General features: G+C 39.1%; 24 protein-coding genes. 11 read left to right on the forward strand and 13 right to left on the reverse strand.

All coding sequences use genetic code 11. The features are described 5' to 3' along the window. Positions 1–3: 3 nt before the first annotated feature. The 6 genes from AC1M86_RS02520 to AC1M86_RS02545 form a co-directional block, all read right to left on the reverse strand. A complete protein-coding gene (locus tag AC1M86_RS02520) occupies positions 4–480 on the reverse strand; it encodes a phosphatidylglycerophosphatase A family protein (protein ID WP_081403227.1) in 477 nt (158 codons plus the stop codon). A gap of 10 nt (positions 481–490) precedes the next feature. Beyond that, a complete protein-coding gene (gene thiL / locus AC1M86_RS02525; protein WP_481607173.1) occupies positions 491–1,420 on the reverse strand; it encodes a thiamine-phosphate kinase in 930 nt (309 codons plus the stop codon). 12 nt (positions 1,421–1,432) lie between these two features. Further along, entirely contained in the window at positions 1,433–1,882 is a 450-nt protein-coding gene (gene nusB, locus AC1M86_RS02530; protein WP_035264834.1) for a transcription antitermination factor NusB, read from the reverse strand. 3 nt (positions 1,883–1,885) lie between these two features. Then, positions 1,886–2,356 (reverse strand): 6,7-dimethyl-8-ribityllumazine synthase, encoded by a 471-nt coding sequence (ribH, locus tag AC1M86_RS02535; RefSeq protein ID WP_035264832.1) that lies wholly within the window; start codon positions 2,354–2,356, stop codon positions 1,886–1,888. A 24-nt stretch (positions 2,357–2,380) separates the two neighbouring features. Continuing rightward, positions 2,381–3,502, reverse strand: a complete 1,122-nt coding sequence (ribBA, locus tag AC1M86_RS02540; RefSeq protein ID WP_035264829.1) for a bifunctional 3,4-dihydroxy-2-butanone-4-phosphate synthase/GTP cyclohydrolase II — start codon at positions 3,500–3,502, stop codon at positions 2,381–2,383. A 284-nt stretch (positions 3,503–3,786) separates the two neighbouring features. Beyond that, the gene (locus AC1M86_RS02545; protein WP_481607174.1) at positions 3,787–5,058 is read right to left on the reverse strand and encodes a hypothetical protein; all 1,272 of its coding nucleotides are present in this window, start codon (positions 5,056–5,058) and stop codon (positions 3,787–3,789) included. A 77-nt stretch (positions 5,059–5,135) separates the two neighbouring features. Between AC1M86_RS02545 and serB the strand changes: the two genes are divergently transcribed. The 3 genes from serB (at position 5,136) to AC1M86_RS02560 (ending at position 7,757) form a co-directional block, all read left to right on the forward strand. Continuing rightward, positions 5,136–6,356, forward strand: a complete 1,221-nt coding sequence (gene serB, locus AC1M86_RS02550) for a phosphoserine phosphatase SerB (RefSeq protein WP_179999629.1) — start codon at positions 5,136–5,138, stop codon at positions 6,354–6,356. A gap of 415 nt (positions 6,357–6,771) precedes the next feature. After that, positions 6,772–7,086: a ciprofloxacin tolerance protein AciT gene (gene aciT / locus AC1M86_RS02555; protein ID WP_035264816.1), complete on the forward strand. Its 315-nt coding sequence runs from the start codon at positions 6,772–6,774 to the stop codon at positions 7,084–7,086. A 191-nt stretch (positions 7,087–7,277) separates the two neighbouring features. After that, positions 7,278–7,757, forward strand: coding sequence for an SCP-2 sterol transfer family protein (locus AC1M86_RS02560; RefSeq protein ID WP_035264813.1), 480 nt, complete (start codon positions 7,278–7,280; stop codon positions 7,755–7,757). A gap of 90 nt (positions 7,758–7,847) precedes the next feature. On the opposite strand, the gene dtd is transcribed toward AC1M86_RS02560, so the two are convergent. Continuing rightward, positions 7,848–8,288 carry a D-aminoacyl-tRNA deacylase gene (gene dtd, locus AC1M86_RS02565; RefSeq protein ID WP_481607175.1) on the reverse strand — a complete coding sequence of 147 codons (441 nt, stop codon included), beginning with the start codon at positions 8,286–8,288 and terminating at the stop codon, positions 7,848–7,850. A gap of 233 nt (positions 8,289–8,521) precedes the next feature. On the opposite strand from dtd, the gene AC1M86_RS02570 reads away from it, so the two are divergent. The 5 genes from AC1M86_RS02570 (at position 8,522) to asd (ending at position 13,800) form a co-directional block, all read left to right on the forward strand. Further along, entirely contained in the window at positions 8,522–10,036 is a 1,515-nt protein-coding gene (locus tag AC1M86_RS02570) for a catalase (protein WP_481607176.1), read from the forward strand. Positions 10,037–10,175: 139 nt separating this feature from the next. After that, a complete protein-coding gene (locus AC1M86_RS02575; protein ID WP_481607177.1) occupies positions 10,176–10,679 on the forward strand; it encodes an ankyrin repeat domain-containing protein in 504 nt (167 codons plus the stop codon). A gap of 113 nt (positions 10,680–10,792) precedes the next feature. After that, on the forward strand, positions 10,793–11,995 hold the full coding sequence (gene pncB, locus AC1M86_RS02580; protein WP_481607178.1) for a nicotinate phosphoribosyltransferase: 1,203 nt from the start codon (positions 10,793–10,795) through the stop codon (positions 11,993–11,995). Positions 11,996–12,106: 111 nt separating this feature from the next. Further along, entirely contained in the window at positions 12,107–12,955 is an 849-nt protein-coding gene (locus AC1M86_RS02585; protein ID WP_481590171.1) for a sulfurtransferase, read from the forward strand. After that, the gene (gene asd, locus AC1M86_RS02590) at positions 12,952–13,800 is read left to right on the forward strand and encodes an archaetidylserine decarboxylase (RefSeq protein ID WP_481607179.1); all 849 of its coding nucleotides are present in this window, start codon (positions 12,952–12,954) and stop codon (positions 13,798–13,800) included. Before AC1M86_RS02585 ends, asd begins: the two co-directional genes overlap by 4 nt. Positions 13,801–13,840: 40 nt before the next feature. On the opposite strand, the gene phoR is transcribed toward asd, so the two are convergent. The 3 genes from phoR to AC1M86_RS02605 all read right to left on the reverse strand — a co-directional run bounded on the left by phoR (position 13,841) and on the right by AC1M86_RS02605 (position 16,838). Continuing rightward, positions 13,841–15,202 (reverse strand): phosphate regulon sensor histidine kinase PhoR, encoded by a 1,362-nt coding sequence (gene phoR, locus AC1M86_RS02595; RefSeq protein ID WP_035264800.1) that lies wholly within the window; start codon positions 15,200–15,202, stop codon positions 13,841–13,843. Between the two features lie 10 nt (positions 15,203–15,212). Next, positions 15,213–15,923, reverse strand: coding sequence for a phosphate regulon transcriptional regulator PhoB (phoB, locus tag AC1M86_RS02600; protein WP_035264799.1), 711 nt, complete (start codon positions 15,921–15,923; stop codon positions 15,213–15,215). 228 nt (positions 15,924–16,151) lie between these two features. Beyond that, entirely contained in the window at positions 16,152–16,838 is a 687-nt protein-coding gene (locus AC1M86_RS02605) for a TetR/AcrR family transcriptional regulator (protein ID WP_035264798.1), read from the reverse strand. A gap of 198 nt (positions 16,839–17,036) precedes the next feature. On the opposite strand from AC1M86_RS02605, the gene AC1M86_RS02610 reads away from it, so the two are divergent. Next, on the forward strand, positions 17,037–17,882 hold the full coding sequence (locus AC1M86_RS02610) for an SDR family NAD(P)-dependent oxidoreductase (RefSeq protein ID WP_035264797.1): 846 nt from the start codon (positions 17,037–17,039) through the stop codon (positions 17,880–17,882). Between the two features lie 51 nt (positions 17,883–17,933). Here the strand turns inward: AC1M86_RS02610 and AC1M86_RS02615 are convergent, their stop codons facing one another. The 3 genes from AC1M86_RS02615 to AC1M86_RS02625 all read right to left on the reverse strand — a co-directional run bounded on the left by AC1M86_RS02615 (position 17,934) and on the right by AC1M86_RS02625 (position 21,597). Further along, positions 17,934–19,301, reverse strand: coding sequence for an MATE family efflux transporter (locus AC1M86_RS02615; protein ID WP_035264795.1), 1,368 nt, complete (start codon positions 19,299–19,301; stop codon positions 17,934–17,936). 104 nt (positions 19,302–19,405) lie between these two features. Further along, entirely contained in the window at positions 19,406–20,569 is a 1,164-nt protein-coding gene (locus tag AC1M86_RS02620; RefSeq protein WP_481595706.1) for a methionine aminotransferase, read from the reverse strand. Between the two features lie 155 nt (positions 20,570–20,724). Then, positions 20,725–21,597, reverse strand: coding sequence for a LysR family transcriptional regulator (locus AC1M86_RS02625; protein ID WP_035264791.1), 873 nt, complete (start codon positions 21,595–21,597; stop codon positions 20,725–20,727). A gap of 97 nt (positions 21,598–21,694) precedes the next feature. Between AC1M86_RS02625 and AC1M86_RS02630 the strand changes: the two genes are divergently transcribed. Together AC1M86_RS02630 and AC1M86_RS02635 are read left to right on the forward strand one after the other, a co-directional pair. Then, a complete protein-coding gene (locus AC1M86_RS02630) occupies positions 21,695–22,465 on the forward strand; it encodes a 2OG-Fe dioxygenase family protein (protein WP_035264789.1) in 771 nt (256 codons plus the stop codon). Positions 22,466–22,468: 3 nt separating this feature from the next. Further along, positions 22,469–23,077: a LysE family translocator gene (locus AC1M86_RS02635; RefSeq protein ID WP_035264787.1), complete on the forward strand. Its 609-nt coding sequence runs from the start codon at positions 22,469–22,471 to the stop codon at positions 23,075–23,077. The last annotated feature ends 3 nt before the right edge of the window (positions 23,078–23,080 follow it).

Raw genomic sequence — 23,080 nt, forward strand, 5'->3', positions numbered from 1 at the left:
GGCTTAAGCCATATCAATATAGAGATAAATTATAATACAAAGTGCTGCCCACAAACCTGCGATCAGGTCATCAAGCATAATGCCGAAACCACCGTCGACTTGACGATCAATGACGCGAATCGGCCAAGGTTTCCAAACATCAAAGAGACGGAAAAGTGCAAAACCAATAAAAAGCCATACCCAATTCATCAGACCTAGGTAGATTAAAGGGAGAAACGTGATCGATTGACCCGCAAATTCATCCCACACAATTCGTCCGTCATCATGGACGCGCATTATATCAGCGGCTCTTCCACAAATATATATCCCAATCAATGACATAACGATTATGGCAATCGTGCTATACAAAAAACCTATTGCCATGAAAGCAGGGATAAACAACAAGGCAAAAGCTGAACCAAAAGTACCAGGTGCTTTTGGCGCTAAACCAGAACCGAATCCAACGCCACAAAAAACAATGAAACGTTCAGACCAAGTCATCGTTTTAAAATTAATTGGTTGTTTTTGCAAAATGCTGATATCCCTGTAATTCTAGTTCTTGTGGTTGTTGATGATGATAAAAATCTAATTGCTGTGTCTCTTTTACGACACCAATCACCGTGATCGGTGTATCGCAGTGTCGAGCTTTTAATTCATCCAAGGCAGGTAAAGGAATGGTAAAACACAATTCATAATCATCACCACCTGCTAAAGCTAATTGCCATTTTTGTTGATTGGGCAATGCTTGTAAGGCAGGACTAAGTGGAAGTTGATCTAAGTGTAGGTCGGCACCAACATGAGATGCTTTGAGAATATGTCCTAGATCTTGTGCTAAACCATCGGATACGTCAATCATACTATGCGCCAATCCTTTAAGCGCTTGACCGAGTTCACAACGTGGAGTGGGATAATCGAGACGTTTTTTTAAAGCATGATCGGGATATTTTAATCCGAATGCAGCATCACCGACAGTGCCTGATACACAGATTAAATCACCTGCTTGAGCACCAGAACGTGGCACGGCTTTTCCAATATCCACCCAGCCTAGAGCAGTAACTGATAATGTGAGATGTGGGCTTTGCGTTGTGTCGCCGCCAATTAAACTTACTCCAAATTGATCGCAACAATCATACAAACCCTGACTAAACCCTTTTAGCCAGTGATGATCAATTTGGGGTAGGCTCAATGCCAAGAGAATGCTTTGAGGTTTTGCACCCATGGCTGCAATGTCTGAAAGATTCACAGCTACAGATTTCCATCCAATCGCATGGGGATCTGTATCGATGGGGAAATGTCGACCAGCAACGAGGGTATCGGCACAAATGACCAATTGTTGCTGTGGAGGCGGGGTGAGCAGGGCTGAGTCATCACCGACACCTAGATCGACTGAAGAATAACTCGGTCGATTGAAATAGGTGTCAATAATAGAAAACTCAGCCATTTCAACAACAACTTATTTTGCTTGTTGCTTTTCTGCTTCACGTAGGCTTTGTGCCAAACGGTCTAATACACCATTGATGTATTTATGACTATCTGCACCGCCGAAGTGTTTAGCCAATTCAATTGCTTCATCGAGAACGACGCGATATGGAATTTCAAGATGCTCTTTCAATTCATACGCGCCAAGACGCAAAGTAGCTAATTCAACGCCGTCCAGTGCCGAGATCTCACGATCTAGTACTGGAATTAATAACGCATCCAATGCTTCATGATTTGCAATCACTTGTGTGAGCAACTCGTGATAATAGCTGAGATCCACTTTATGCATGGCATTTTCAGCACGTGTACGTGCTTCAATTTCATGCACAGGGTTGTGGCTCATTTGCCATTCATAAATCCCTTGTACAGCAAAACGACGTGCTTTGCGTTTAGCTGCATAAGTAGCTTGGAGTGTCTGCGACATGCTTTAGATCGCCTTTAGCAAGTTAACCATTTCAATTGCAGTCAAGGCAGCTTCACCACCTTTATTACCTGCTTTTGTACCTGAACGCTCGATGGCTTGTTCAATGCTGTCTGTAGTCAATACGCCATTGATTACAGGTAAACCAGCTTCTAAACCAACAACACCAAGGCCTTTTGCACATTCACCAGCAACAAAGTCAAAGTGAGGAGTGCTACCGCGAATAACTGCACCAAGTGCAATTACAGCATCAAACTTACCAGAATTTGCGAGTTTTTTCGCCACAACCGGAAGTTCCCAAGCGCCTGGCGCGTGAACGACAGTGATATTATCGTCTTTAACACCATGTCGATGCAATGTATCAATTGCACCTTCTAATAAATGTTCAACAACAAAGCTGTTAAAACGACCAACTAGAATCGCGTAACGATCTTCGCTCGCGAGATGTAATAAACCTTCAATACGGCGAATCGCCATAGCAACCTCGATATTTAATAAGAGTTATGAATGAGAGCTCTGATCAGCTGTGATGTATTCGACCACTTCTAAATTAAAGCCAGACAATGCATTGAAGCGTAAGGGTGAGCTCAGGAGCTTCATTTTCTGTACGCCTAAATCACGTAAAATTTGTGCACCCACACCAATGGTTTGGTATTGCTGCGATAAGGCAGCATTTGACTTGGCTGGTTTTGGCGCAGTTAATGCTTCTAATGCTGGACCTAAATCAGACGGCTGACGTTGTCCAATCCATACCAAGACACCACGATCGCTTTGAGCAATTTCTTTTAAAGCACGATCTAAATTCCAAGCTGCTTCACCATCTTGCTTATTAAGCTTTAATAAGTCTCGCGCCGGATTGAAGCCATGAACGCGAACAGTCGTCACACCCTCTTCAGGTTGACCTTTAACCAATGCCAAATGAATATCAGGATTCCCGACTTCACGATAACGGTAAAGATCAAAAGTACCATACTCGGTATCGAGTTTTTGTTGATCCAAACGCTCTACCGTTTGTTCATTGGTCATACGGTAGTGAATAAGATCAGCAATTGTACCAATTTTTAGACCGTGTTTTTCAGCAAAAATTTCAAGGTCAGCACGACGGGCCATAGTCCCGTCTTCATTGATAATTTCACAAATCACAGAAGCTGGTTCAAGACCTGCAAGACGAGCTAAATCACAACCTGCTTCGGTATGACCTGCACGATGGAGCACACCACCTGGTTGTGCCATGAGTGGAAAAATATGGCCTGGCTGAACGATATCTGCTGGTTTTGCATGTGCCGCAACTGCTGTTTGAATCGTGTGCGCACGTTCTGCTGGAGAAATACCTGTAGAAATGCCATTTGCAGCTTCAATAGAAAGCGTGAAGTTTGTCCCGTGTTGAGCGCCGTTCGCATCAACCATTAACGGTAAATTTAATTGTTTGCAGCGTTCACGACTTAAGGTTAAGCAAACCAAGCCACGAGCATGCGTGATCATGAAATTAATGTCTTCAGGTCGTACGTGCGTTGCAGCAATAACGAGGTCGCCTTCATTTTCACGATCTTCATCATCCATCAGGATGACCATTTTTCCTGCACGGATATCTGCTACAAGTTCTTCTACAGTATTGAGCGACATCAACCTTCACCTTTTTGTTATGTCATTCTGACATTTGAATAAATTTGTTGCGCCATAGTCTAACGCTTTTTTAGTCAGTTTGCCTATGCTTATGACTGTACCATTCAACACAGTCAAACATACACCTTCATAGCACATTGAAAAGAGAGATAAAATTACCAAAAGAGCAATTTTGTATACAAACTAGACGCTTAGTCTAACTTTTCACGACTGTGAGCTTTTAAAAAGAAAAACCAGATTTAACTTAGCATCAAATCTGGTTTACTTATTAAAATTTAATCTAATTAAGAGCTGATTGTACGATCTGTCGAGGGGCTTTGGGCTTTGCCTTTCAAAATCTCAGTACGGATATTTTGTGCGAGTTCGGCACAGGCTTCGTTCATACCATTAATCATGAAAGCGTGACGTGTTAACACACTGGTTGGATTCGGCATCGGAACCAATTGATAGCATTCACCAATATGCTTTAACTGATCGTGGGTCAAATATAGCGCCATTTCTTTCGCAATCAGGTGATGTGTGAGTCTTTCCGCAGCTTGTACTGAATCGAGTTGCATTGCCTCCACTGGGGCGGTTACAGCACAGCGCGTTTGCAATACGAACCGTTTATCCTCACGGTAACGCTTATAGAGTACTTCTGACAATAATTGAAACACCGAACCAATCATTAAGATGCAAGCAATCGAGTTATTCTTGAGTGAAGAAATACTGATGACAGCGCCTTGTTGATCAAAACTACGATTCACAACGATATCATCAACATTCAAATGATAATGCGCTGTACACAGTTCGATACTCTTATTTAAGAAAATTTGACATAAATTAAAATAAGGTAAAGAGACAGATTTGTTAACCGTATTAATTAATTGTTTCGGATCATAAAATTGGATATTCAGGGATAAAGCATCCTGATCTAACTGCAGAGTCGGTACTTTTGGCGTAATTGCAGCTTGTTCTTTATTTTGCTCTGGCGTATGAGGTTGTTTAGGCTGACTCTTTTCCAGTTCTAATGCTTCAGTGAGCAGCTTGATTTCATGACGTAAACGGGACTCATTATTTAATCTCGCAAGATATTCGCTACGCGTAGGGCGAGCAATGGCACGATAAGCCAACCATAATAAGCCATGAATAAAGAGTGAAGAGAGGATCGCCAGCCATTGTGTTCTTAATATTTCACCGATACTTGGTTTAACCAATGTGATTTCCACACTGCCAATTTTCTTTTCATTTTGTAGTGCATCTCGAACGAAGATTTCACCCTGACGCGTCTTAGACAAGCCTGCAGTTGCGAGAACTTGATCTCCTGTGCCAAGAATACGTATATATGCAACACTTGGATTCGTTGCATAGCGATTGGCTAATAAGGCAAGAGATACAGTATTAGCAGGTTCAAGTTCAGTTAAGCTATCTGCGACCAGTTGAGTCGTCATTAGCAAACCTTGGCTTGCACGGTTTTCATTTAATTGATGTGTCGTTGCAATAACCAATAAAAAGGTATGCAAGGCAAAACTTACAATCAGCAGGCTAGCAAATAGCCCTTGTCTAGGCGCATTCAACGTAAACTTCCAAAGAAAATTAATTCAATTTCGATTATGATTCTTACAATATTCGTAGCTCAGACCCGAGTCAATTCATGCGAGAAATCATTCTTATTTCATTTTTAGGACCTGACCAACCGAATCAGTTTACTCGATTGATGCAGGTGTTGTCCGTACATTCTTTGCAAATTTTAGATGTAGGACAAGCAGTTATCCATAACCAATTGACTCTCGGCATCGTGGTTGCCTCCGAAGACCAGACAGCAACGGCTTTGGCCATGAAGGATATTCTGATTTTAGCACACGATATTGGTCTTACTGTGCGCTTTAAACCGATCGATTCAGAAGATTATGAGCAATGGGTGAAAGAAGGTGGGCGTACACGATATATTGTGACAGCATTGGCACCTGAACTTACTGCAGCACATTTGCAAGCAGTGACTAATATTGTTTCGAGTCAAGGCTTTAATATTGAAACAGTCACCCGTTTGTCTGGACGCCCAACGTTAAATCATTTTGAAAATGAACCAAAACGTGCTTGTGTGCAATTTGGTTTGAGCGGTCAGATGTTAGATGCTGCAGCGATGCGAGCGGCATGTTTAAGTTTATCAAATGACCTTAGTGTCGATGTTGCAGTACAAGAAGACACGCCGTACCGTCGTAATCGTCGTTTAGTTTGCTTTGATATGGATTCAACGCTGATCGAACAAGAAGTGATTGATGAGCTTGCAATTGAAGCAGGTGTCGGTGCACAAGTCGCAGAAATTACTGAGCGTGCTATGCAAGGTGAGCTGGACTTTCAGAGCAGTTTCCGTGCGCGTGTGGCGCTACTGAAAGGTATGGATGCTTCTGTATTGCCTAAAATTGCAGAACGTTTAACGATTACTGAAGGTGCAGAACGTCTTATTTCAACCCTGAAATCTTTGGGTTATCGTACGGCTATTTTATCTGGTGGCTTCCAATACTTCGCTGAATATTTACAAGCAAAACTTGGGATTGATGAAGTTCATGCCAATATCTTGGATGTTCAAGATGGGCAGGTCACTGGCGAAGTTAAAGGGCATATTGTGGATGGCGCTCGTAAAGCATTTTTATTAGGCCAAATTGCGGATGAAATGGGCATTTCACTTGAGCAAACGATTGCAGTAGGTGATGGTGCGAATGATTTGCCAATGCTCTCTATAGCGGGCTTGGGCGTTGCATTCCGTGCTAAACCATTGGTGCGTCAAAATGCAAATCAAGCCATCTCAAGTGTTGGTTTGGATGGTGTTCTGTACCTGTTAGGTGTACATGATAAAGATTTAAGTCGAGCTTAAAATCAAAAAAAAAGCTTATTAAAAAGGCGACCAAATGGTCGCTTTTTTTTATCTAAGTGAATCATTCTTAGACAAATTTTAATCAGCTAAGTTCAGACGAAAAAACAGATGGTCATCATCGAAAAAAAGATGTTTTTGACAAAAAATTACGAGGTATTTTTTTGTAATGACACGCCAAGTTTGACTGATTCTGACTCTATGAAAAATGTCTAATCTTAAAAAATGTAATGACAAAAGAATGTTGCGACAATATGTGTCGCTTACAAAAGCATCAGGTCTTTTTTTCTGAAAAAAACTCACCATAATGCTTTCATAGACGCCAACAAGACCATTGAAGAAAGTGAAGCGTTATTTAATTTTTTGTAAAACACCATTAGGCAGTATTTGAAACATCTAAATTTTGACGGAGATTTTTATGGTCACTTTAACTTTTGCAACGATACTCGGATTTGCTCTGATCGCTGTAGCATTGGCGGCCGTATTCTTTTCACCTTATCGTCATTGGCTAGGGTTTATGTTGGCGGGTATGGTCTTCTGGGGTTTACTTGAAGGTATTCGTTATAGTGTCCAACACGTCTTTGACATGTCTTTGGCATATAGTTATTTAACAGCGATTAGCTTAGCCATGGTGGCTTTAACGGCTTTCTTACTTCGCGAAGATAGTCGTGCGCAAAAGGCGTTAGAAAATCGTCGTTATATTGAACACACTCCTGTATATGAGGACGATTAAATCCTACTCATGACAAATGATATGTAGACCAAAACTGCGTGGTAACAATTTTATATTTAAAGGTGTATCAAAATGATATACCTTTTTTTTGCCTATACGTTTTGTTAAACAAAGCTGCATTTCCTTACTTATAAGATATGCTAGGATGAATCAATTATTTTTTGATATTAAAAAAACGGACTTAGATTGTCATGAAACTATCTTCAATACCTGTTGTGAAATTACCTATCGTTGATGCAAGCACAGATCCACTAGACCTTTTGGTGTTAGGTTTGGCGTTGCGTATGAAACAATTGTCACGTACGAGTCCAAAATTTATTGAGTTAATTCATGATCGTGAGTTCCGTATTCAAATTGGTACAGATCTAGGTGTTGCACGTCAGATTTTAGTCAACAATGGCCAGATTGATTCTGTTTCAGGTGATGCAGAGAAAGCAGATTTCGTACTTCAGTTTGCTGATAGCGAGCAAGGTGTTAAAACCCTGATGAAAGGTGATCCAACTGCATTCATGACGGGTATGCAAAATGGCAGTATTAAAATGGAAGGTGATTTCAGCTTATTGGTATGGTTTAACCAAGTCGCTAAATTAATTCCACCGAAAATTCCTAAACCTGTAAAAGAAAAAATACAATTTGCTCGTCAATTTATTAAAGAAAAGACGGGTAAGTAATACAGCACCTATACGGACTTTTCTCGTTTTGATTCTAAAAATGAGTATTTAAATGCAAGAGAAAAAGCCCTCATCAGAGGGCTTTTCTAGTCATTCAACTTCAAGATTGAAGGTTACCGGACCATCATTGATGAGATGCACTTTCATATCCGCTGCAAAGATTCCTGTTTGTACATGTTCAAACTGAGATTTTGCATATTCAACTAACTGTTCATACAGTTCTTTTGCTTCGAGAGGCGGCATTACAGGGCCGAAGTCAGGACGCAAACCTTTTTGGGTTTGTGCCATCAGGGTAAATTGCGAGACTAATAATAATCCGCCTCCGGCTTGGCTAAGATTCCAACCCATTTTTCCTTGGTCATCATCAAAAAAACGGTATTTTAAAATCTTATCGATGAGCTTCTTACCTTTTTCAAAGTTATCTTCTTTGCCAATACCAATAAAAACTAAAATCCCTTTTTCGATTTGACCAGTAATCTCACCATCCACAACGACTTTTGCTTCAAGGACGCGTTGGAGTAAAGCACGCATAATTCAACCAAGTTTGATGTTTTTTAATTCAAATGAATTGTATCAAATTGGAAAAAAGAAAAGGGATAAAGTCGTCATCTATCCTCATAAGTCATTGATAAAAAAATAATTAATTGGGGTATATACTTTTGATCTAATAAAGCGATTGAAATAATAAAAATTAACCTTTTTACCAATTTTGTTAAAGAAGGTAATTTACGCGTGCAGGAAAGGTAAATTTGAGAGAGAAAACGATGTTTAAGCGTTCAATGTTGGTTGCAATGCTTGCAACTGCGACAGCAGCATCAGCTGCACCATTAACAAAAGATAACGGCGCACCAGTGGGTGATAACCAAAATTCAATCACTGCAGGTCCAAATGGTTCTGTATTATTACAAGATGTACAGTTGATTCAAAAACTTCAACGTTTCGGTCGTGAGCGTATCCCTGAGCGTGTTGTACACGCACGTGGTACGGGAGCTTATGGTGAATTCGTTGCAACTAAAGATTTATCAGATCTTACTATTGCTTCACTTTTCAAAGCAGGTACGAAAACTCCAGTATTCTTACGCTTCTCTACAGTAATTCATGGTAAGCATTCTCCAGAAACTTTACGTGACCCACATGGCTTCGCAATTAAGTTTTATACTCAAGAAGGTAACTGGGATTTAGTTGGTAACCAAACGCCTGTATTCTTCATTCGTGATGCGATCAAGTTCCCAGACTTCATCCACGCAATGAAACCAAGCCCAATTGACAACGTTCAAGACGCTAATCGCGTATTTGACTTCTTGTCTAGCCAGCCATGGGCAACAAATATGTTGACTTATGTATATGGTAACCAAGGTGTTCCTACGAGCTACCGTGAACAAGACGGTTTCGGTGTACATGCATTTAAATTGTACAACGACAAAGGCGAATATAAATACGTTAAATTTAACTTCCGTTCTAAGCAAGGTGTTAAAGGTCTAAACGTTAAAGAAGCTGCTGAATTACAAGGTAAAGACTTCAACCACTTAACGAAAGATCTTTATAAGAACATCAATGCGGGCAATTTCCCGAAATGGGATCTTTATATCCAAGTATTGGATCCTAAAGATTTGAATAGCTTCGATTTCGATCCACTTGATCCAACTAAAATCTGGCCTACTGATTTAGTACCAGAAACAAAAGTAGGTACGTTAACGCTTAACCGTATGCCTAAAAACTTCTTCCAAGAAACGGAACAAGTGGCAATGGCTCCGGGTAACTTAGTACCAGGTATCGAGCCATCAGAAGACCGTCTGTTACAAGGTCGTATCTTCTCTTACTCTGATACACAAATGTACCGTTTGGGTGCAAATCACCAGCAAATTCCAGTAAACCGTCCATTGGTAAATGTGAACAACAATAACCAAGATGGTTATATGAATGTTGGTGCAACTTCATCTAACGTGAACTATGAACCAAGCCGTATGGAGCCAAAACCATCGACTCCTAAAGCACGTGCTGTTGAAACTCCACTTTCTGGCACAGTTCAGCAACGTGGTGTGAAAGAGCAAAACTTTAAGCAAGCGGGTGATTTATACCGTTCATACTCTGCTAAAGAGAAATCTGACCTCATTATGAACTTAGCAGCTGATCTTGGTAACGTAAAAGATTCAGAAACTAAACACATCATGTTGTCTTATTTCTATAAAGCAGATGCGGATTACGGCACACGTATGACTAAAGCTGTAAACGGTAACTTAGCGACTGTTAAAGCGAAAGCGGCAGCTTTAAAAGACTAATCAAGATTAGTCCTTGAATTGGTGATTAGGGTCTAAGGTGTCACCTCAAAAAAGTCCTGTAAAACTCAATTCCTTTCCTGCAACCCTAGGGGAGTTTTACAGGCACTCGTTATCGAATTTAAACTCAGGTGAGGGAAGAATGAAAAATATTGTATATAGTTTATTAATCGCTTTACTGAGTTTAAGTTCAGTAATGCTTCACGCTCAAACGACGTCTGTCAGTAGCTCACAACAATCAGATCAGAAAGAAGTGATTGACTTATTTTTTGCAGCAGCGAAAACAGGAAACAAAGAAGTTATTCATGAATTTTTGAAACATGGGTTTCCAGTCAATATTAAAAACCATGCTGGTTTTACACCATTAATGATGGCGACCTACTATGGTCATCAAGATATTGTAACGACTCTATTGGAAAACGGCGCAGACCGCTGTGCTCGTGATAATAAGGGTAATACAGCTTTGATGGGTGCTATCTTTAAGCTTGAATGGTCGATTGCCAAACAATTACGCCAGGTCGATTGTGATGCTCAAGCAAAACAGACAGGACACAAGACCACAGAAGAATTCGCAAAAGTTATTGGGCAAGATAAAGCATTGAAAGCTTTGACTGAGTCATATAGTCAAGACAATACAAAAAAATAATCAGTTTAAGTTTTAGTAATTAGTCGAATAATCTTCGACAATTACTAAAACGAGCTATGAATCGCAACAAAATGTGCTTTAATGCAATAAGTTGCTAAAAACTGAAAAATAATATGTCTGCCATTATTCAATCCTTACTTGATACTGACTTGTATAAATTCACGATGTTACAAGTGGTATTACATCAATTTCCTCAAACGGATAGTGTCTATCAATTTCGTTGTCGTAACCTTGAAGATACAGCCTATCCACTCGTGAATATATTAGAGGAACTGAACGAACAGTTAGATTTACTGTGTCAGCTCAAATTTAAAGAAGATGAATTACAATATTTAAGAAGTTTACGCTTTATTAAAAGTGATTTTGTAGACTATTTAGAATTATTCCAACTTAAGCGCCGCTTTATTAAAGCCAGTATCGATGATCAAGGCCGTTTAGATATTCGTATCGAAGGACCTATGGTTCAAGCAATGATGTTTGAAATTTTCGTGCTTGCAATCGTCAATGAACTCTATTTTCGTCGTATTCGCGATAAGCAGGTATTGGCAGAAGGAGAGCGCCGTCTTAAAGCTAAAATTGAATTGTTGAAACACTATGAAAGTAGTCAACAACCGAATGATCCACCATTTCTTGTTTCCGATTTTGGAACACGCCGTCGCTATAGTTTTGACTGGCAGAAACATGTGGTGGAAGAGTTTAATAAGGCTGCACCACATATTTTTCGTGGCACAAGTAATGTTTTATTGGCAAAGCAGTTGGGTATTACACCCATTGGTACGATGGCACATGAATTTTTACAAGCTTTCCAAGCACTGGATGTTCGCTTACGTGATTTCCAAAAAGCTGCACTTGAAACTTGGGTGCAGGAATATCGCGGAGATTTAGGTATTGCACTGACAGATGTTGTTGGTATGGATGCATTCCTAAGAGACTTTGATTTGTATTTTGCCAAATTGTTTGATGGTCTACGACATGACAGTGGTGATCCATATGAGTGGGGCGATAAAGCCTACGCACATTATAAAAAATTAAAAATTGACAGCAAAACTAAAATGCTCACTTTCAGTGATGGTCTAAACTTAGAGAAGGCATGGGATTTGCATCAATATTTTAAAGATCGTTTCCAAGTCAGTTTCGGGATTGGTACTAACCTCACCAATGATATGGGACAAACTGCTTTGAATATTGTTTTAAAGTTAGTCGAATGCAATGGTCAATCGGTAGCTAAACTCTCTGATAGTCCAGGAAAAACGATGACTGATAATGATACCTTCCTCGCATATTTGCGTCAGGTATTTGATGTTGAGTCTCCTTAATCATAATTTCCCTTTTCTGATTTTTTGCTAATACCATGCAAAAAATCAGAATAATTTTGAAAAAGTCTTGTGCTAAGATTTGAACAAGGCCAATAGAACTATTCAATAAATATGACCACTAACGCTTTTGATTTCGGTCTGCTCATTGAAGCAGAACAACTTGTTCCTCATTTAGGAAGTGAAAAGTTACGTATTGTTGATTTGACCCGAAGTTCGGTCTATGAGCAATTACATATTCCGCATGCTATACATCTGAAGCCAAAATTTTTAGTGCGCCAAGAGGAACAAACTACGGGTTTATTGCCTGATGATGAAGGGCTTCAGCAGCTAGTCGAGATATTAAACATATCACCTGAGCATCATGTCGTGGTCTATGATGATGAAGGTGGGGCATGGGCTGGTCGACTGATCTGGAATCTACACTGTATGGGTTTTTATAACACCAGTTTATTAAATGGTGGTATTCATGCATGGTTAGGCGCCAACTATCCTACTTCTTCAGAAGTTGAAGAGGTTCAGCCAGTCACATGTCTTTTTCAAGTTAAGACATCCAATGTTGATCAACACCGTATTGATTATTCAACTTTAATAAAAAAAATTGAAAATAAAACTTGCCAAGTATGGGACTGCCGAACGGCTGAGGAGTATACCGGGCAACGTCTCGCGGCACGTCGTGGTGGACATATTCCAACGGCTAGACATTTTGAGTGGAGTACTGCACTTAATCGTCAAAATCATTTAAAATTGCACCCCTTAGAACGCACGCAACAACGTTTAGAACAATTGGGCTTTCAATTTGATCAGCCAGTCGTCGTATATTGTCAGTCTCATCACCGTTCAGGTTTAGCTTACATTATTGGTCGATTACTGGGTTGGGATATCCAAGCTTATGATGGTGCGTGGAGCGAGTGGGGCAACCGCCTCGACAGTCCAATCATTACTGGAGAGTCACCTGAGTGAGTCTGACAAATTTAAAAAAGAAACTATTTATTCAAGCGCAGCAAATCGTCCCGCAACAAAAACTCAGCCGTTTGGTGGGTAAAGTCGCAGCTAGTGAAAACCCAGTATTAAAGAATGTTGTCATTCAAGCATTTAAAGCAAAATATGGCATTGATATGTCAATTGCTGAGCAACAAAATGCCTTGAAATTTAAATCCTTTAATGAGTTTTTCACTCGCTCTTTGAAAACAGGCGTTCGTTTAATTGATCCTAATCCTAAAAGTGTCGTGTCACCTGCAGACGGTGCAATTTCACAATTAGGTAAAATCAATGAGGGCGATATTTTTCAGGCAAAAGGTCAAAGCTTTTCAGTTGAAAAGTTAATTGGTGATCCTCAATTGGCAGCACCATTCAAAAATGGTGAATTTGCAACAGTGTACTTATCACCGCGTGATTATCATCGTGTGCATATGCCTTATTCTGGTACATTGACTGAAACTTTATATATTCCAGGTGAATTATTTTCAGTCAACCAAACTACAGCTGAAAATATTCCGGGTTTGTTTGCACGTAATGAACGAATGGTATGTTTATTCGATACTGATATTGGTCGTATGGCTGTTGTTTTAGTTGGCGCAATGATTGTTGCTGGAATTGAAACTGTTGCGACAGGTAAAGTAAAACCAACAGGTCGCTTAGAGCTGGACCATCATGCGATGAAACTTGAAAAAGGTGATGAGCTCGGACGTTTTTATTTGGGTTCAACGGCTGTAGTTTTGTTTGAGAAAGATAAAATGCAATGGGACCAAGCATTTAAGGCGAACTCAACTGTAGTAATGGGTGAAGCGTTGGGTCATCTTATTTGAGTATATCTTTTGAATAAGAAAAGCGCCTAAGGCGCTTTTTTTATTCGTGCATTTTATACAAGCGTTCTTTGGGAAACACGGCAATAAATGTAGAGCCTTCGTTTTCTTTCGACTCGATTTCAATATGTGCGCCATGTTGCATAAGTACGTGCTTAACGATGGCAAGGCCTAAACCAGTACCACCTGTTTGACGACTGCGTGCACTATCCACACGATAAAAACGCTCAGTTAAACGCGGTAAGTGTTTTGGATCAATTCCAATACCAGTATCCTGAACAGAAAAATAGCCACGTTCTCCATCATCATGCCAGCCGATGGTGATGGTGCCACCTTTCGGGGTGTACTTTATGGCATTGGTAATTAAGTTGCTAAATGCACTCGCCAATTCCATATCTGAACCAATTAAGTCACAGTGGCTGTCTATATCAAGGTTAAGTGTATGACCATAATCAATATTGTAAGCTTGCGCATCATCAAACAGATGGTTCATTAAACTTGGCATTTCGATAATTTGATTTTTCGCAATTTGTTTTTCATTTTCTAAACGAGACAAAAGCAAAAGATCATTGACCAATGCATTCATGCGTTTAGTTTGCGATTGCATTTGTTCAAAGGCACGTTTCCAGCGCGGATTGATATCTTCTTGATCTGTGAATGTTTCGATATACCCACTTAACACTGTGAGTGGTGTTCTTAATTCATGTGAAATATTGTCAACAAAATCTGAACGCATTTGCTCGAGATTTTTCATACGGGTAATGTCGTGCGCAACTAAGAGGCGACTTTCATTGCCAAAGCGAGTCAGTTTAATTTGCGCATACTTATTATCATGGTTCACCAATTTAATTTTTACACCATCTGGTGCTTGATGGGTATTATGAAAATACTCAATAAAATCAGGTTGGCGAATAATCGTGAGCAGGTTACGGCCACGATCAACAGCTTGAATCCCAAATAGTTTTTCCGCAGCAGGATTCCACCATTCGATTTGATGGGAATCATCCGTAAGAATAATCGCTTCTGATAAAGCTACGAGAGAAGATTGAGTTCGATCGATCAGTCCAACCATTTCAGACTGAACAATACGTTCTTGGCGTTGAGCCCGATATACATTGAACAGTAATGCCCCCCAGATTCCATTTAAATTTGGTGGTACATCGTAAGGACGATTCGAAATCCAATCATTGACTAAATATAATGAGCGTAATTGGATACCAAAAAATATGAGACAGGCAATGCCTAAGCATATCCAAAGATAGCCAATCCCTAACCCGATACAGCCCGCAATAATCAGTAGAAATACCAGTAAACGTAAGTCTTGCTTGGCAAAAGTCCATAAACTGCTATATAGAAACTTTTGATGTTCACGTGCCAATTCTGGGACGGGGTAGGGTTCGTACATAAAATCTAAATTAACCTAAAGCAACATCAGCTCGTGTTGAAAAACGATAGCCAGTACCACGCACAGTTTGAACATAACGGTCTGCACCATAAGGTTCGAGCACCTTACGTAAGCGACGGATATGGACGTCGATGGTTCTGTCTTCAATATACACATTTCCACCCCATACCTGATCAAGTAATTGAGCACGGGTATAGGCACGTTCTGGATGAGTCATAAAGAATGCCAATAGACGATATTCTGTTGGCCCCATATCAAGAATATTTTGATTATAGCTGACACGTTGGCTTACTGGGTCAAGAATTAAGCCATTTGCATCAATGGTTTTTTCGCCATTTAACGCATTTGCACGTCTTAACACCGCTTTAATACGGGATACCAACTCACGTGTTGAAAATGGTTTTGTCATATAGTCATCTGCTCCAGCATCAAGACCTTGAACTTTATGGTCTTCTTCGCCACGCGCAGTCAACATAATGACTGGAATTTCTGAAAGTGTTTCATCACGCTTAAGGCGACGACACAAATCTACGCCACTCACGCCACCCGGTAACATCCAGTCGAGTAGGATAAGCGCTGGACGTTGATCAACAATCATTTGATGTGCTTGTTTCGCATCTTCTGCTTCCAAGCATTGAAAGCCTGCCATATCTAAAGAAGTATGGATCATTTCCCGAATTGGGAGCTCGTCGTCGACAATTAAAATGTAGTCATCTTTCACAACGCAATATCCTATGATGAACGGTGAACCGTTTTATATTTATGACAGGCTTATTACAAAGATTAATTATGACAGTATCATTGCAAGATGGAAATCGAAGTTAAATATAGCAATGTTTTGTGACAATTAGGCTGATATTTTGTCTCATTGATATTTATTAATCTAAAATTAAATCAATATCTTAAATTTACTTACGATTTGTCACAATTTCTTCATCTTAATTTGATGCTACTTTTTCATTAGATCATTCAATAGGGCGAGAAAAACGGTTTTACATGCCTGAACGACCTCAGCACGTGGAAGTTTAAAACCACCTACTACCCAGCGAACAGCAACTTGAGTGACATAGCCATTTAGACCAGTTGCAATCAAGGAGATCTCTTTTTCAGTGAGATGGGTATGTGGCATCATTAATGTGACAAAGGCATGAATCATTCGGTCGAAACGGCCCATTGTTTCTTGAATGGTTGCATGATTATGAAGTTCTTGGACGAGCATTGCATCAATATAAATAATCCGAGCGGTACGCGGATCATCTTCTAAAAAACTAAAGAACGCATTTAGACCTGCATCAATCATGTTTAGAGGCTCAGGAGAGGCTTTCATAATAGCTTGCATTAATGTTTGTTGAAGCTTCTCAATCAGTTCTAAAAAGATCGTTTGGAATAAGTTTTCACTTTTCTTAAAAGATTCATAAAAGTAACGTTCAGTTAATTTCGCTTGTGTGCAAATATCTTTAACGGTTACTGAGAAAAAACCATGAGTTCCATATGCTTCAATACCCGCTTCAATAAGTTTCTCACGGCGTGCTTGTTTGCGTTCAGTTAAGGACATCCCTTTAAATTGACGCTCTTTTGCGGGAGGCTTTTCAATCGCTTGCTCGTGTTCTGATGGAGTGAGGTTCTCTGGGTTCATAGCAATTCGAGTCTTTTTATAAAAGTGTTATGCTGCGGTCAGTATAGAGTACTGATCAGCTAAAGATACTAAATTGGCCTATAGTAACAATAAAAATGGTCGATAGTTACATTGACAATAATAATTGTCAAAATTATAGTGAACATGAATGACCCAGATCAACGCTGTGGTGCATAAAAATCAAAAAAAGGATTCACAATGAAAAATTTTAAAAACAAAGTGGCTGCAATCACAGGTGCAGGTTCTGGTATTGGTCAACAACTTGCAGTGTTACTGGCTAAGCAAGGTTGTCATTTGTCTTTAAGTGACGTAAATGAAAAGGGCTTAGCAGAAACAGTTGAACTGACGAAGAATGCAAATGTACGAGTCACAACCAAGAAAGTAGATGTTGCGAATCGTGACGAAGTTAAAGCATGGGCGGCTGAAACTGTACAGAATCATGGTTCAGTGAACATGATTTTCAACAATGCTGGGGTGGCATTGGGTTCGACCGTTGAAGGCGCAACATACGAAGAGTTGGAATGGATTGTTAATATTAACTTTTGGGGTGTCGTGTACGGCACTAAAGAATTTTTACCGTATATTAAAAAAACAGGTGATGGACACATTATCAACATTTCAAGTTTATTCGGTTTAACTGCGCAACCCACTCAGTCTGCTTATAATGCAACTAAATTTGCTGTACGTGGTTTCACTGAATCTCTTCGTCAAGAGCTAGATATTGAAAATGTGGGTGTGAGCGCGCTGTGCGTACATCCAGGTGGCATTCGTACCAATATTGCGAAAGCTGCAAAAATGAATGACAGTTTAAAATCTTTGGGCATGAATCCACAGAAATCTGCACAGACATTTGATAAGTTATTACGTTGTCCACCTGAAGAAGCAGCGCGTCAAATTCTAGAAGCAGTACAAAAAGATCGCCGTCGTTTACTGATTGGCAACGATGCGAAAGTGATTGATTTGATGCAACGTGTGATGCCAACGGGCTATCAAAAAGTGACTGCATTTGCGACTAAAATGAGTAAACGTTTCGATTCTAAATAATCGTTAAAAAAACCCGCGTCATGCGGGTTTTTTATTTTCCTGATTTCTAATTTAAATCAGTACTTGGACAGTTTTCTTTTTCCAAACAAATTGATAATACAAACCTTGCATCACACATAAGCAAACGAAAGCCAAAGCATAGGCGTACCAGATTCCCGCCAGCCCCCACCATGCGCTAAATAGATAAGCTGCTGGGAGTTCTATACAAAGTATGGCCACTATATTGATGATCATTGGCATAGTGACAGTGCCACTTGCACGCATAATTGAGGCGAAAATAGCACTCGCGCCAAAAAATAAAATTGACCACAGCACAATAAACAATAATTGTTGCCCGAGTATCACAACTTTATCATCTGTAATAAATAATGCCATGAGATATTTTGAGAACAAATAAGCCAAGATTACGAGCCCGCCTGTAAAGACAAAATTCATGCCCAGTGCTGTTTTAGTTACACGTGATAAAGAATCCGCTTTACCTGCACCAATCGCTTGAGCCCCAAAAATAGAAGCGGCAATTGCGATAGACAGAGCAGGGAATTGGATATAGTTCAAAACCTGATTGACTGCGCCATAAGCAGCTGTTGCTTCTGAACCATAGCGATTGACCAAGCCGACAATGACTAAACCTGCCACAGAAGTCGTGACCATTTGAATGCCAGTAGGAACGCCAAGCCTGAGAATAATTTTGCTTAGTTCAGGATTGTGGCGTACATGTTTACACATTGCTAAATCTGGACGTAATGGATGATTTTTTTTATTTAAATAAACGTACAGAAAAATAAGCACGGCCAGATAACCCACAATCGTGGCGATGGCAGGTGCAATGATACCCAATTGAGGAAATCCAAAATATCCAGCGATGAGAACAGGGGTAATAAAGAGCCCAATTAAACTGGTCATTCCCAAAGCGATGAGAGGTGTAATGCTATCACCGACACCACGTAAGATAGAGGTATAAATAATATAAATAAAAAGGAGTGGGCTACCTGCTAACATCCATTGAACATAAGGCAAAGATAAATGCATGACACTTGGGTCTGTGCCCAAGGCCTCAAGAATGTGGCGTGCAGATAGAACACCTAAAATGGCAATAATCGTCCCGCCGATCAATGTCATAAAAATAGTAGAGCCGACAACCGCTCTTACTTTTTCTAAATTTTGTGCTCCCCACGCTTGACCAACCAATACCGTCGAGCCAGCCGAAAGCCCAATTACAAAAGCCAAGAGACAGAACAAAATAGGGAAGAAGACGGAAACAGCAGCAATTGCTTGAACGCCCATCATTTGCCCGACGAAGATCGTATTAATTGTGCCGGATAAATTTTGCAGGATATTGGTTGCAATCAGCGGAACTAAAAAAACTAAAAAAACTTTCCAGAAACCAGGTTCATCAATCGGCCGTAAGGTTCTCGCCATATATAAGTCTTATCCATTATTGTTTTCTATATCAACGGATTGACCTTAGCACCTTATCATTCAAATTGCTTTAGTAATAAAGTAATCCGTCTCGTCTCTTTTCGTTATTGTGATTGAACCTTCGTTAAAATTTCTCCTGCAAGATGCAAGGTTTCCTCTCGTTTTGCAAAACAGACCCGAATGAGCTTCAGATCTTGAGGTGGCTGTTGATAAAACACTGATATAGGAATCGCTACCAGTTTGTGTTGTTCTGCAAGATATTGGCACATTTCTATATCTGTGAGCTCAGGTCTTAGTGTACTGAAATCTAAGTTTTGAAAATAAGTTCCTGGTGACGGCACATATTGAAATTTTGAATGTTGAATTCCATGGATGAATAAGTCACGTTTAGCTTGATAAAAATTGGGGAGATCTAAAATATGTTCAGGATGTTGTTCGATGAATTGATTAAGCGCGATTTGAATCGGATGGACACCACAGAAATTGGCAAATTGATAAATTTGACGAAATACTTTCATCAGTGCCTGAGGTGCAACGCAATATCCAGTTTTCCAACCAGTAACATGAAACGTTTTTCCGAATGAACCAATCACAAAACTACGATCTCGAAGTTCAGGAAAACTAAGCGCAGAATAATGTTGTTGACCATCAAACACTAAATGTTCATAGACCTCGTCAGATAGTACACAAATGTTTTTATCCTGAATCAACTCGATCAGTTGTTGCCAATCTTGCTTGGACCAAATTGCACCTGAGGGATTATGTGGTGTATTTACAATGATTAATCGCGTTCGTTCATTTATTCGATCTTTCACCACATTCCAGTCAACATGGAAGTCTGGATGTACCAAGTTGATATGGATCGCTTGCGCCCCAGCGAGTTTCACTGCAGGTGCATAACTATCATAAGCAGGATCGAAAATAATTACTTCATCTCCAGCATTTACAACAGCTTGAATCGCACACAAAATTGCAGTCGTTGCACCAGGTGTAATGGTGATTTCGCTGATCGGGTCTAAATCGACTTGGTCTCGTTGGCAGAATTGGGCTGCAATTTTTTGTCTTAAACTCAGCAGACCGTCACCAGGTGGATATTGGTTATAGCCTTGTTGTGTGGCTTGAGCTAAAGCTGCAATTAATTCAGGAGGAGGTGGAAAATCAGGAAAACCTTGAGAAAGATTTAACGCGTTCAACTTTTGGGCGAGTGCTGACATCACGCTAAAAATAGTGACACCTAAGTCTGGTAATTTAGATTCAATTTTAATCATGCTGGATAGTAATATTTAGCCCGTTTCTTCGTAGTTTAGCAGTTGAAATGCCTGCACTAAATACAAATATCTGCGACATATTCGTTTTAATTTTCATAAGATTCTAATGATCTTCAATTAAGTTTAAAACCTTAGATGATCTATGTGATCTCATGTTAAAAATGATTGATCTGACTTTGTTTCATTTCATTTTTTAACCAATTTAAAAAAATAATCTTCCGAGGATCTTCAATAAATCTAGTATGGGACAGTAGATAATAGGCAGAACCATCCTGAAGAATTGGTGTTATTTTTTTTACAGACTTGAGCTCTAATTCTTTTTCAATCATGTAGATAGAAATGATCGTCTTTCCTAGGCCAGCCAAGCAGCCTTCTAAACATAAGTAAAAATGCTCTAATTCTATTTTGGAATGTTTCTTCAGAATATCTTTGAGTTCATCCAATTGGTGTAATTTTTTTGAAAAATAAGGGCGTGATTTAGAAATTAACAATTCTTTGGTTTTAGGGTGGTGAGATGCTTGGACTGCCACAATATATTCATCGCCAATTTTCTCACTAAACAGATGCGATCCCCATTCAAAATCATTTCTTCGTATTGCGATATCGATATTATCTTTTTCAAAGTCGACTACACCACCACCTGTGAGCAAAACCACTTCAAAATCATGTCCAAGTTTTTTAAATTCAACAAGTCGTGGAATTAACCACTTCATCGAAATGGTTGGTTCACAGGACAGTACCAATTGTTTGTTTTCAGTTTTATTTTGAGTTAGTCCAATTAAACAATCATCCAATTGATTGAAAATATTCTGAGCGCAATGAAAAAGAGTTTCTCCTTCTTTGGTGAGTATCAAGGTTTTATTTCGTCGTTCAAATAATGTGATATTTAATATTTCTTCGAGATTGTAAATTTGCTTACTGACGGCACTTTGCGTAACAAATAATTTCTTTGCTGCAATCGTGACACTGCTGTATTTAGCGACAAAATAAAAAAACTTCAGTGAATTCAAAGATATTTTTTCTATCATTCCAAAAACTCATATATTTTTAGTCGATTTTATTGATTTTATTTTTTTAACTTTTGTTCAAAATGAAGATTACCAAAAGCAAAATAAAGCTAATACAATGGAAAATATATTAAAATTCAGTCCATTTAACAAGCAGCATCTCCATGAATACACATATTCAAAAGAGATAATCAAAAAGGGTTATGCGTTTATTGATTTAAATACATTCCAAGAAATACAGAAAAATAATAATTTTCACGATGTTAATGAGCAAGATGTCAGTGATTTTATAGACAGTTGGAACGCTCTAGATTTAGATCAATTTATGTCGGATAAAGGTAAATATCGAACAAGAAAACATGCAACTTTTACTATTAATGATAAGCATAAAATTTTACTGAAAAATTCTTATATTCCTCATTTTCAGACGATTGAATACAACACTTTGAATGGTGGAATTGCGAGATATTTTTCAGAGATTGATAAAAATACAATTGAAAATCCAATTTTTAGAAATTTACTACAATTCGCATATCTCACCTTTTCAGAAATTGAAACTGAAAATTGGTTTATCGAAGCGCATCAATTTCGCATTGAAGCAAAATTTAACGATAGTGGTAAGCCAACCCCTGAGGGGATACATCGAGATGGGGTGGATTTCGTTTTAATGGCCATGATCAACCGTCAAAATGTTCAGGGTGGAATGACCCGAATTTATGACTTAAATAAGAATTTGAAAGCAGAATTTATGCTTGAAAATTTTTTAGATATCGCACTTGTGGATGATCATCAGGTCTATCACAGCGTAACGGAAATCAAAGTCAATGATTTTACGTTGGGTGATACTGGATTAAGAGATGTATTAGTGATCACGTTTAAAAAGGCATAATGAATGGGTGAGTTTATAGCAGTTATTCTCATCACCATACTCGCTGTTGTGAGTCCTGGTGCTGATTTTGCTATCGTGACAAAAAACAGTTACTTATATGGTAGAAGGATAGGTGTTCTCACTTCACTGGGAATTTCTTTAGGTGTTTTGATTCATGTGACTTATACGCTTATTGCTGTCGCATTTGTCATGGCGTATACACCTCAAATTCTAAATATTGTGAAGTATATTGGAGCCATCTATCTCATCTATATCGGTTATAAAACTTTTGTACAAAGTCCGGTTGTCGAGACGTCATCAACTGCTGCAATTAATCCTTTTCAAGCAGTGAAATATGGCTTTTTCACCAATGCACTTAATCCTAAAACGACTTTATTTGTGATTAGTACATACACTCAGATCATCAGTGTGAGTACGCCGAAAGCGATTCTGGTCGGTTATGGGCTATTTATGTCTTTTGCTCATTTTTTATGGTTTGGATTGGTGGCTTTGCTTTTTTCATCGATTGTTTTAAGACAGAAAATGTTAGCTAAGCAAGTACAGATTAACAGAGTGATTGGAACTGTATTATGTCTGCTAGGGATAGCACTTCTGTTTGCTAAATTTCAATAATAG

The organism is Acinetobacter sp. ANC_7654 (assembly GCF_056779855.1).

Excerpts from the sequence above, each read along its gene's own strand:
- AC1M86_RS02520 (WP_081403227.1), bottom strand. The coding sequence starts at position 480 with ATGACTTGGTCTGAACGTTTCATTGTTTTTTGTGGCGTTGGATTCGGT.
- thiL (WP_481607173.1), bottom strand. The coding sequence starts at position 1,420 with ATGGCTGAGTTTTCTATTATTGACACCTATTTCAATCGACCGAGTTAT.
- nusB (WP_035264834.1), bottom strand. The coding sequence starts at position 1,882 with ATGTCGCAGACACTCCAAGCTACTTATGCAGCTAAACGCAAAGCACGT.
- ribH (WP_035264832.1), bottom strand. The coding sequence starts at position 2,356 with ATGGCGATTCGCCGTATTGAAGGTTTATTACATCTCGCGAGCGAAGAT.
- ribBA (WP_035264829.1), bottom strand. The coding sequence starts at position 3,502 with ATGTCGCTCAATACTGTAGAAGAACTTGTAGCAGATATCCGTGCAGGA.
- serB (WP_179999629.1), top strand. The coding sequence starts at position 5,136 with ATGCGAGAAATCATTCTTATTTCATTTTTAGGACCTGACCAACCGAAT.
- aciT (WP_035264816.1), top strand. The coding sequence starts at position 6,772 with ATGGTCACTTTAACTTTTGCAACGATACTCGGATTTGCTCTGATCGCT.
- AC1M86_RS02560 (WP_035264813.1), top strand. The coding sequence starts at position 7,278 with ATGAAACTATCTTCAATACCTGTTGTGAAATTACCTATCGTTGATGCA.
- dtd (WP_481607175.1), bottom strand. The coding sequence starts at position 8,288 with ATGCGTGCTTTACTCCAACGCGTCCTTGAAGCAAAAGTCGTTGTGGAT.
- AC1M86_RS02570 (WP_481607176.1), top strand. The coding sequence starts at position 8,522 with ATGTTTAAGCGTTCAATGTTGGTTGCAATGCTTGCAACTGCGACAGCA.
- AC1M86_RS02575 (WP_481607177.1), top strand. The coding sequence starts at position 10,176 with ATGAAAAATATTGTATATAGTTTATTAATCGCTTTACTGAGTTTAAGT.
- pncB (WP_481607178.1), top strand. The coding sequence starts at position 10,793 with ATGTCTGCCATTATTCAATCCTTACTTGATACTGACTTGTATAAATTC.
- AC1M86_RS02585 (WP_481590171.1), top strand. The coding sequence starts at position 12,107 with ATGACCACTAACGCTTTTGATTTCGGTCTGCTCATTGAAGCAGAACAA.
- phoR (WP_035264800.1), bottom strand. The coding sequence starts at position 15,202 with ATGTACGAACCCTACCCCGTCCCAGAATTGGCACGTGAACATCAAAAG.
- AC1M86_RS02605 (WP_035264798.1), bottom strand. The coding sequence starts at position 16,838 with ATGAACCCAGAGAACCTCACTCCATCAGAACACGAGCAAGCGATTGAA.
- AC1M86_RS02610 (WP_035264797.1), top strand. The coding sequence starts at position 17,037 with ATGAAAAATTTTAAAAACAAAGTGGCTGCAATCACAGGTGCAGGTTCT.
- AC1M86_RS02615 (WP_035264795.1), bottom strand. The coding sequence starts at position 19,301 with ATGGCGAGAACCTTACGGCCGATTGATGAACCTGGTTTCTGGAAAGTT.
- AC1M86_RS02620 (WP_481595706.1), bottom strand. The coding sequence starts at position 20,569 with ATGATTAAAATTGAATCTAAATTACCAGACTTAGGTGTCACTATTTTT.
- AC1M86_RS02625 (WP_035264791.1), bottom strand. The coding sequence starts at position 21,597 with ATGATAGAAAAAATATCTTTGAATTCACTGAAGTTTTTTTATTTTGTC.
- AC1M86_RS02630 (WP_035264789.1), top strand. The coding sequence starts at position 21,695 with ATGGAAAATATATTAAAATTCAGTCCATTTAACAAGCAGCATCTCCAT.
- AC1M86_RS02635 (WP_035264787.1), top strand. The coding sequence starts at position 22,469 with ATGGGTGAGTTTATAGCAGTTATTCTCATCACCATACTCGCTGTTGTG.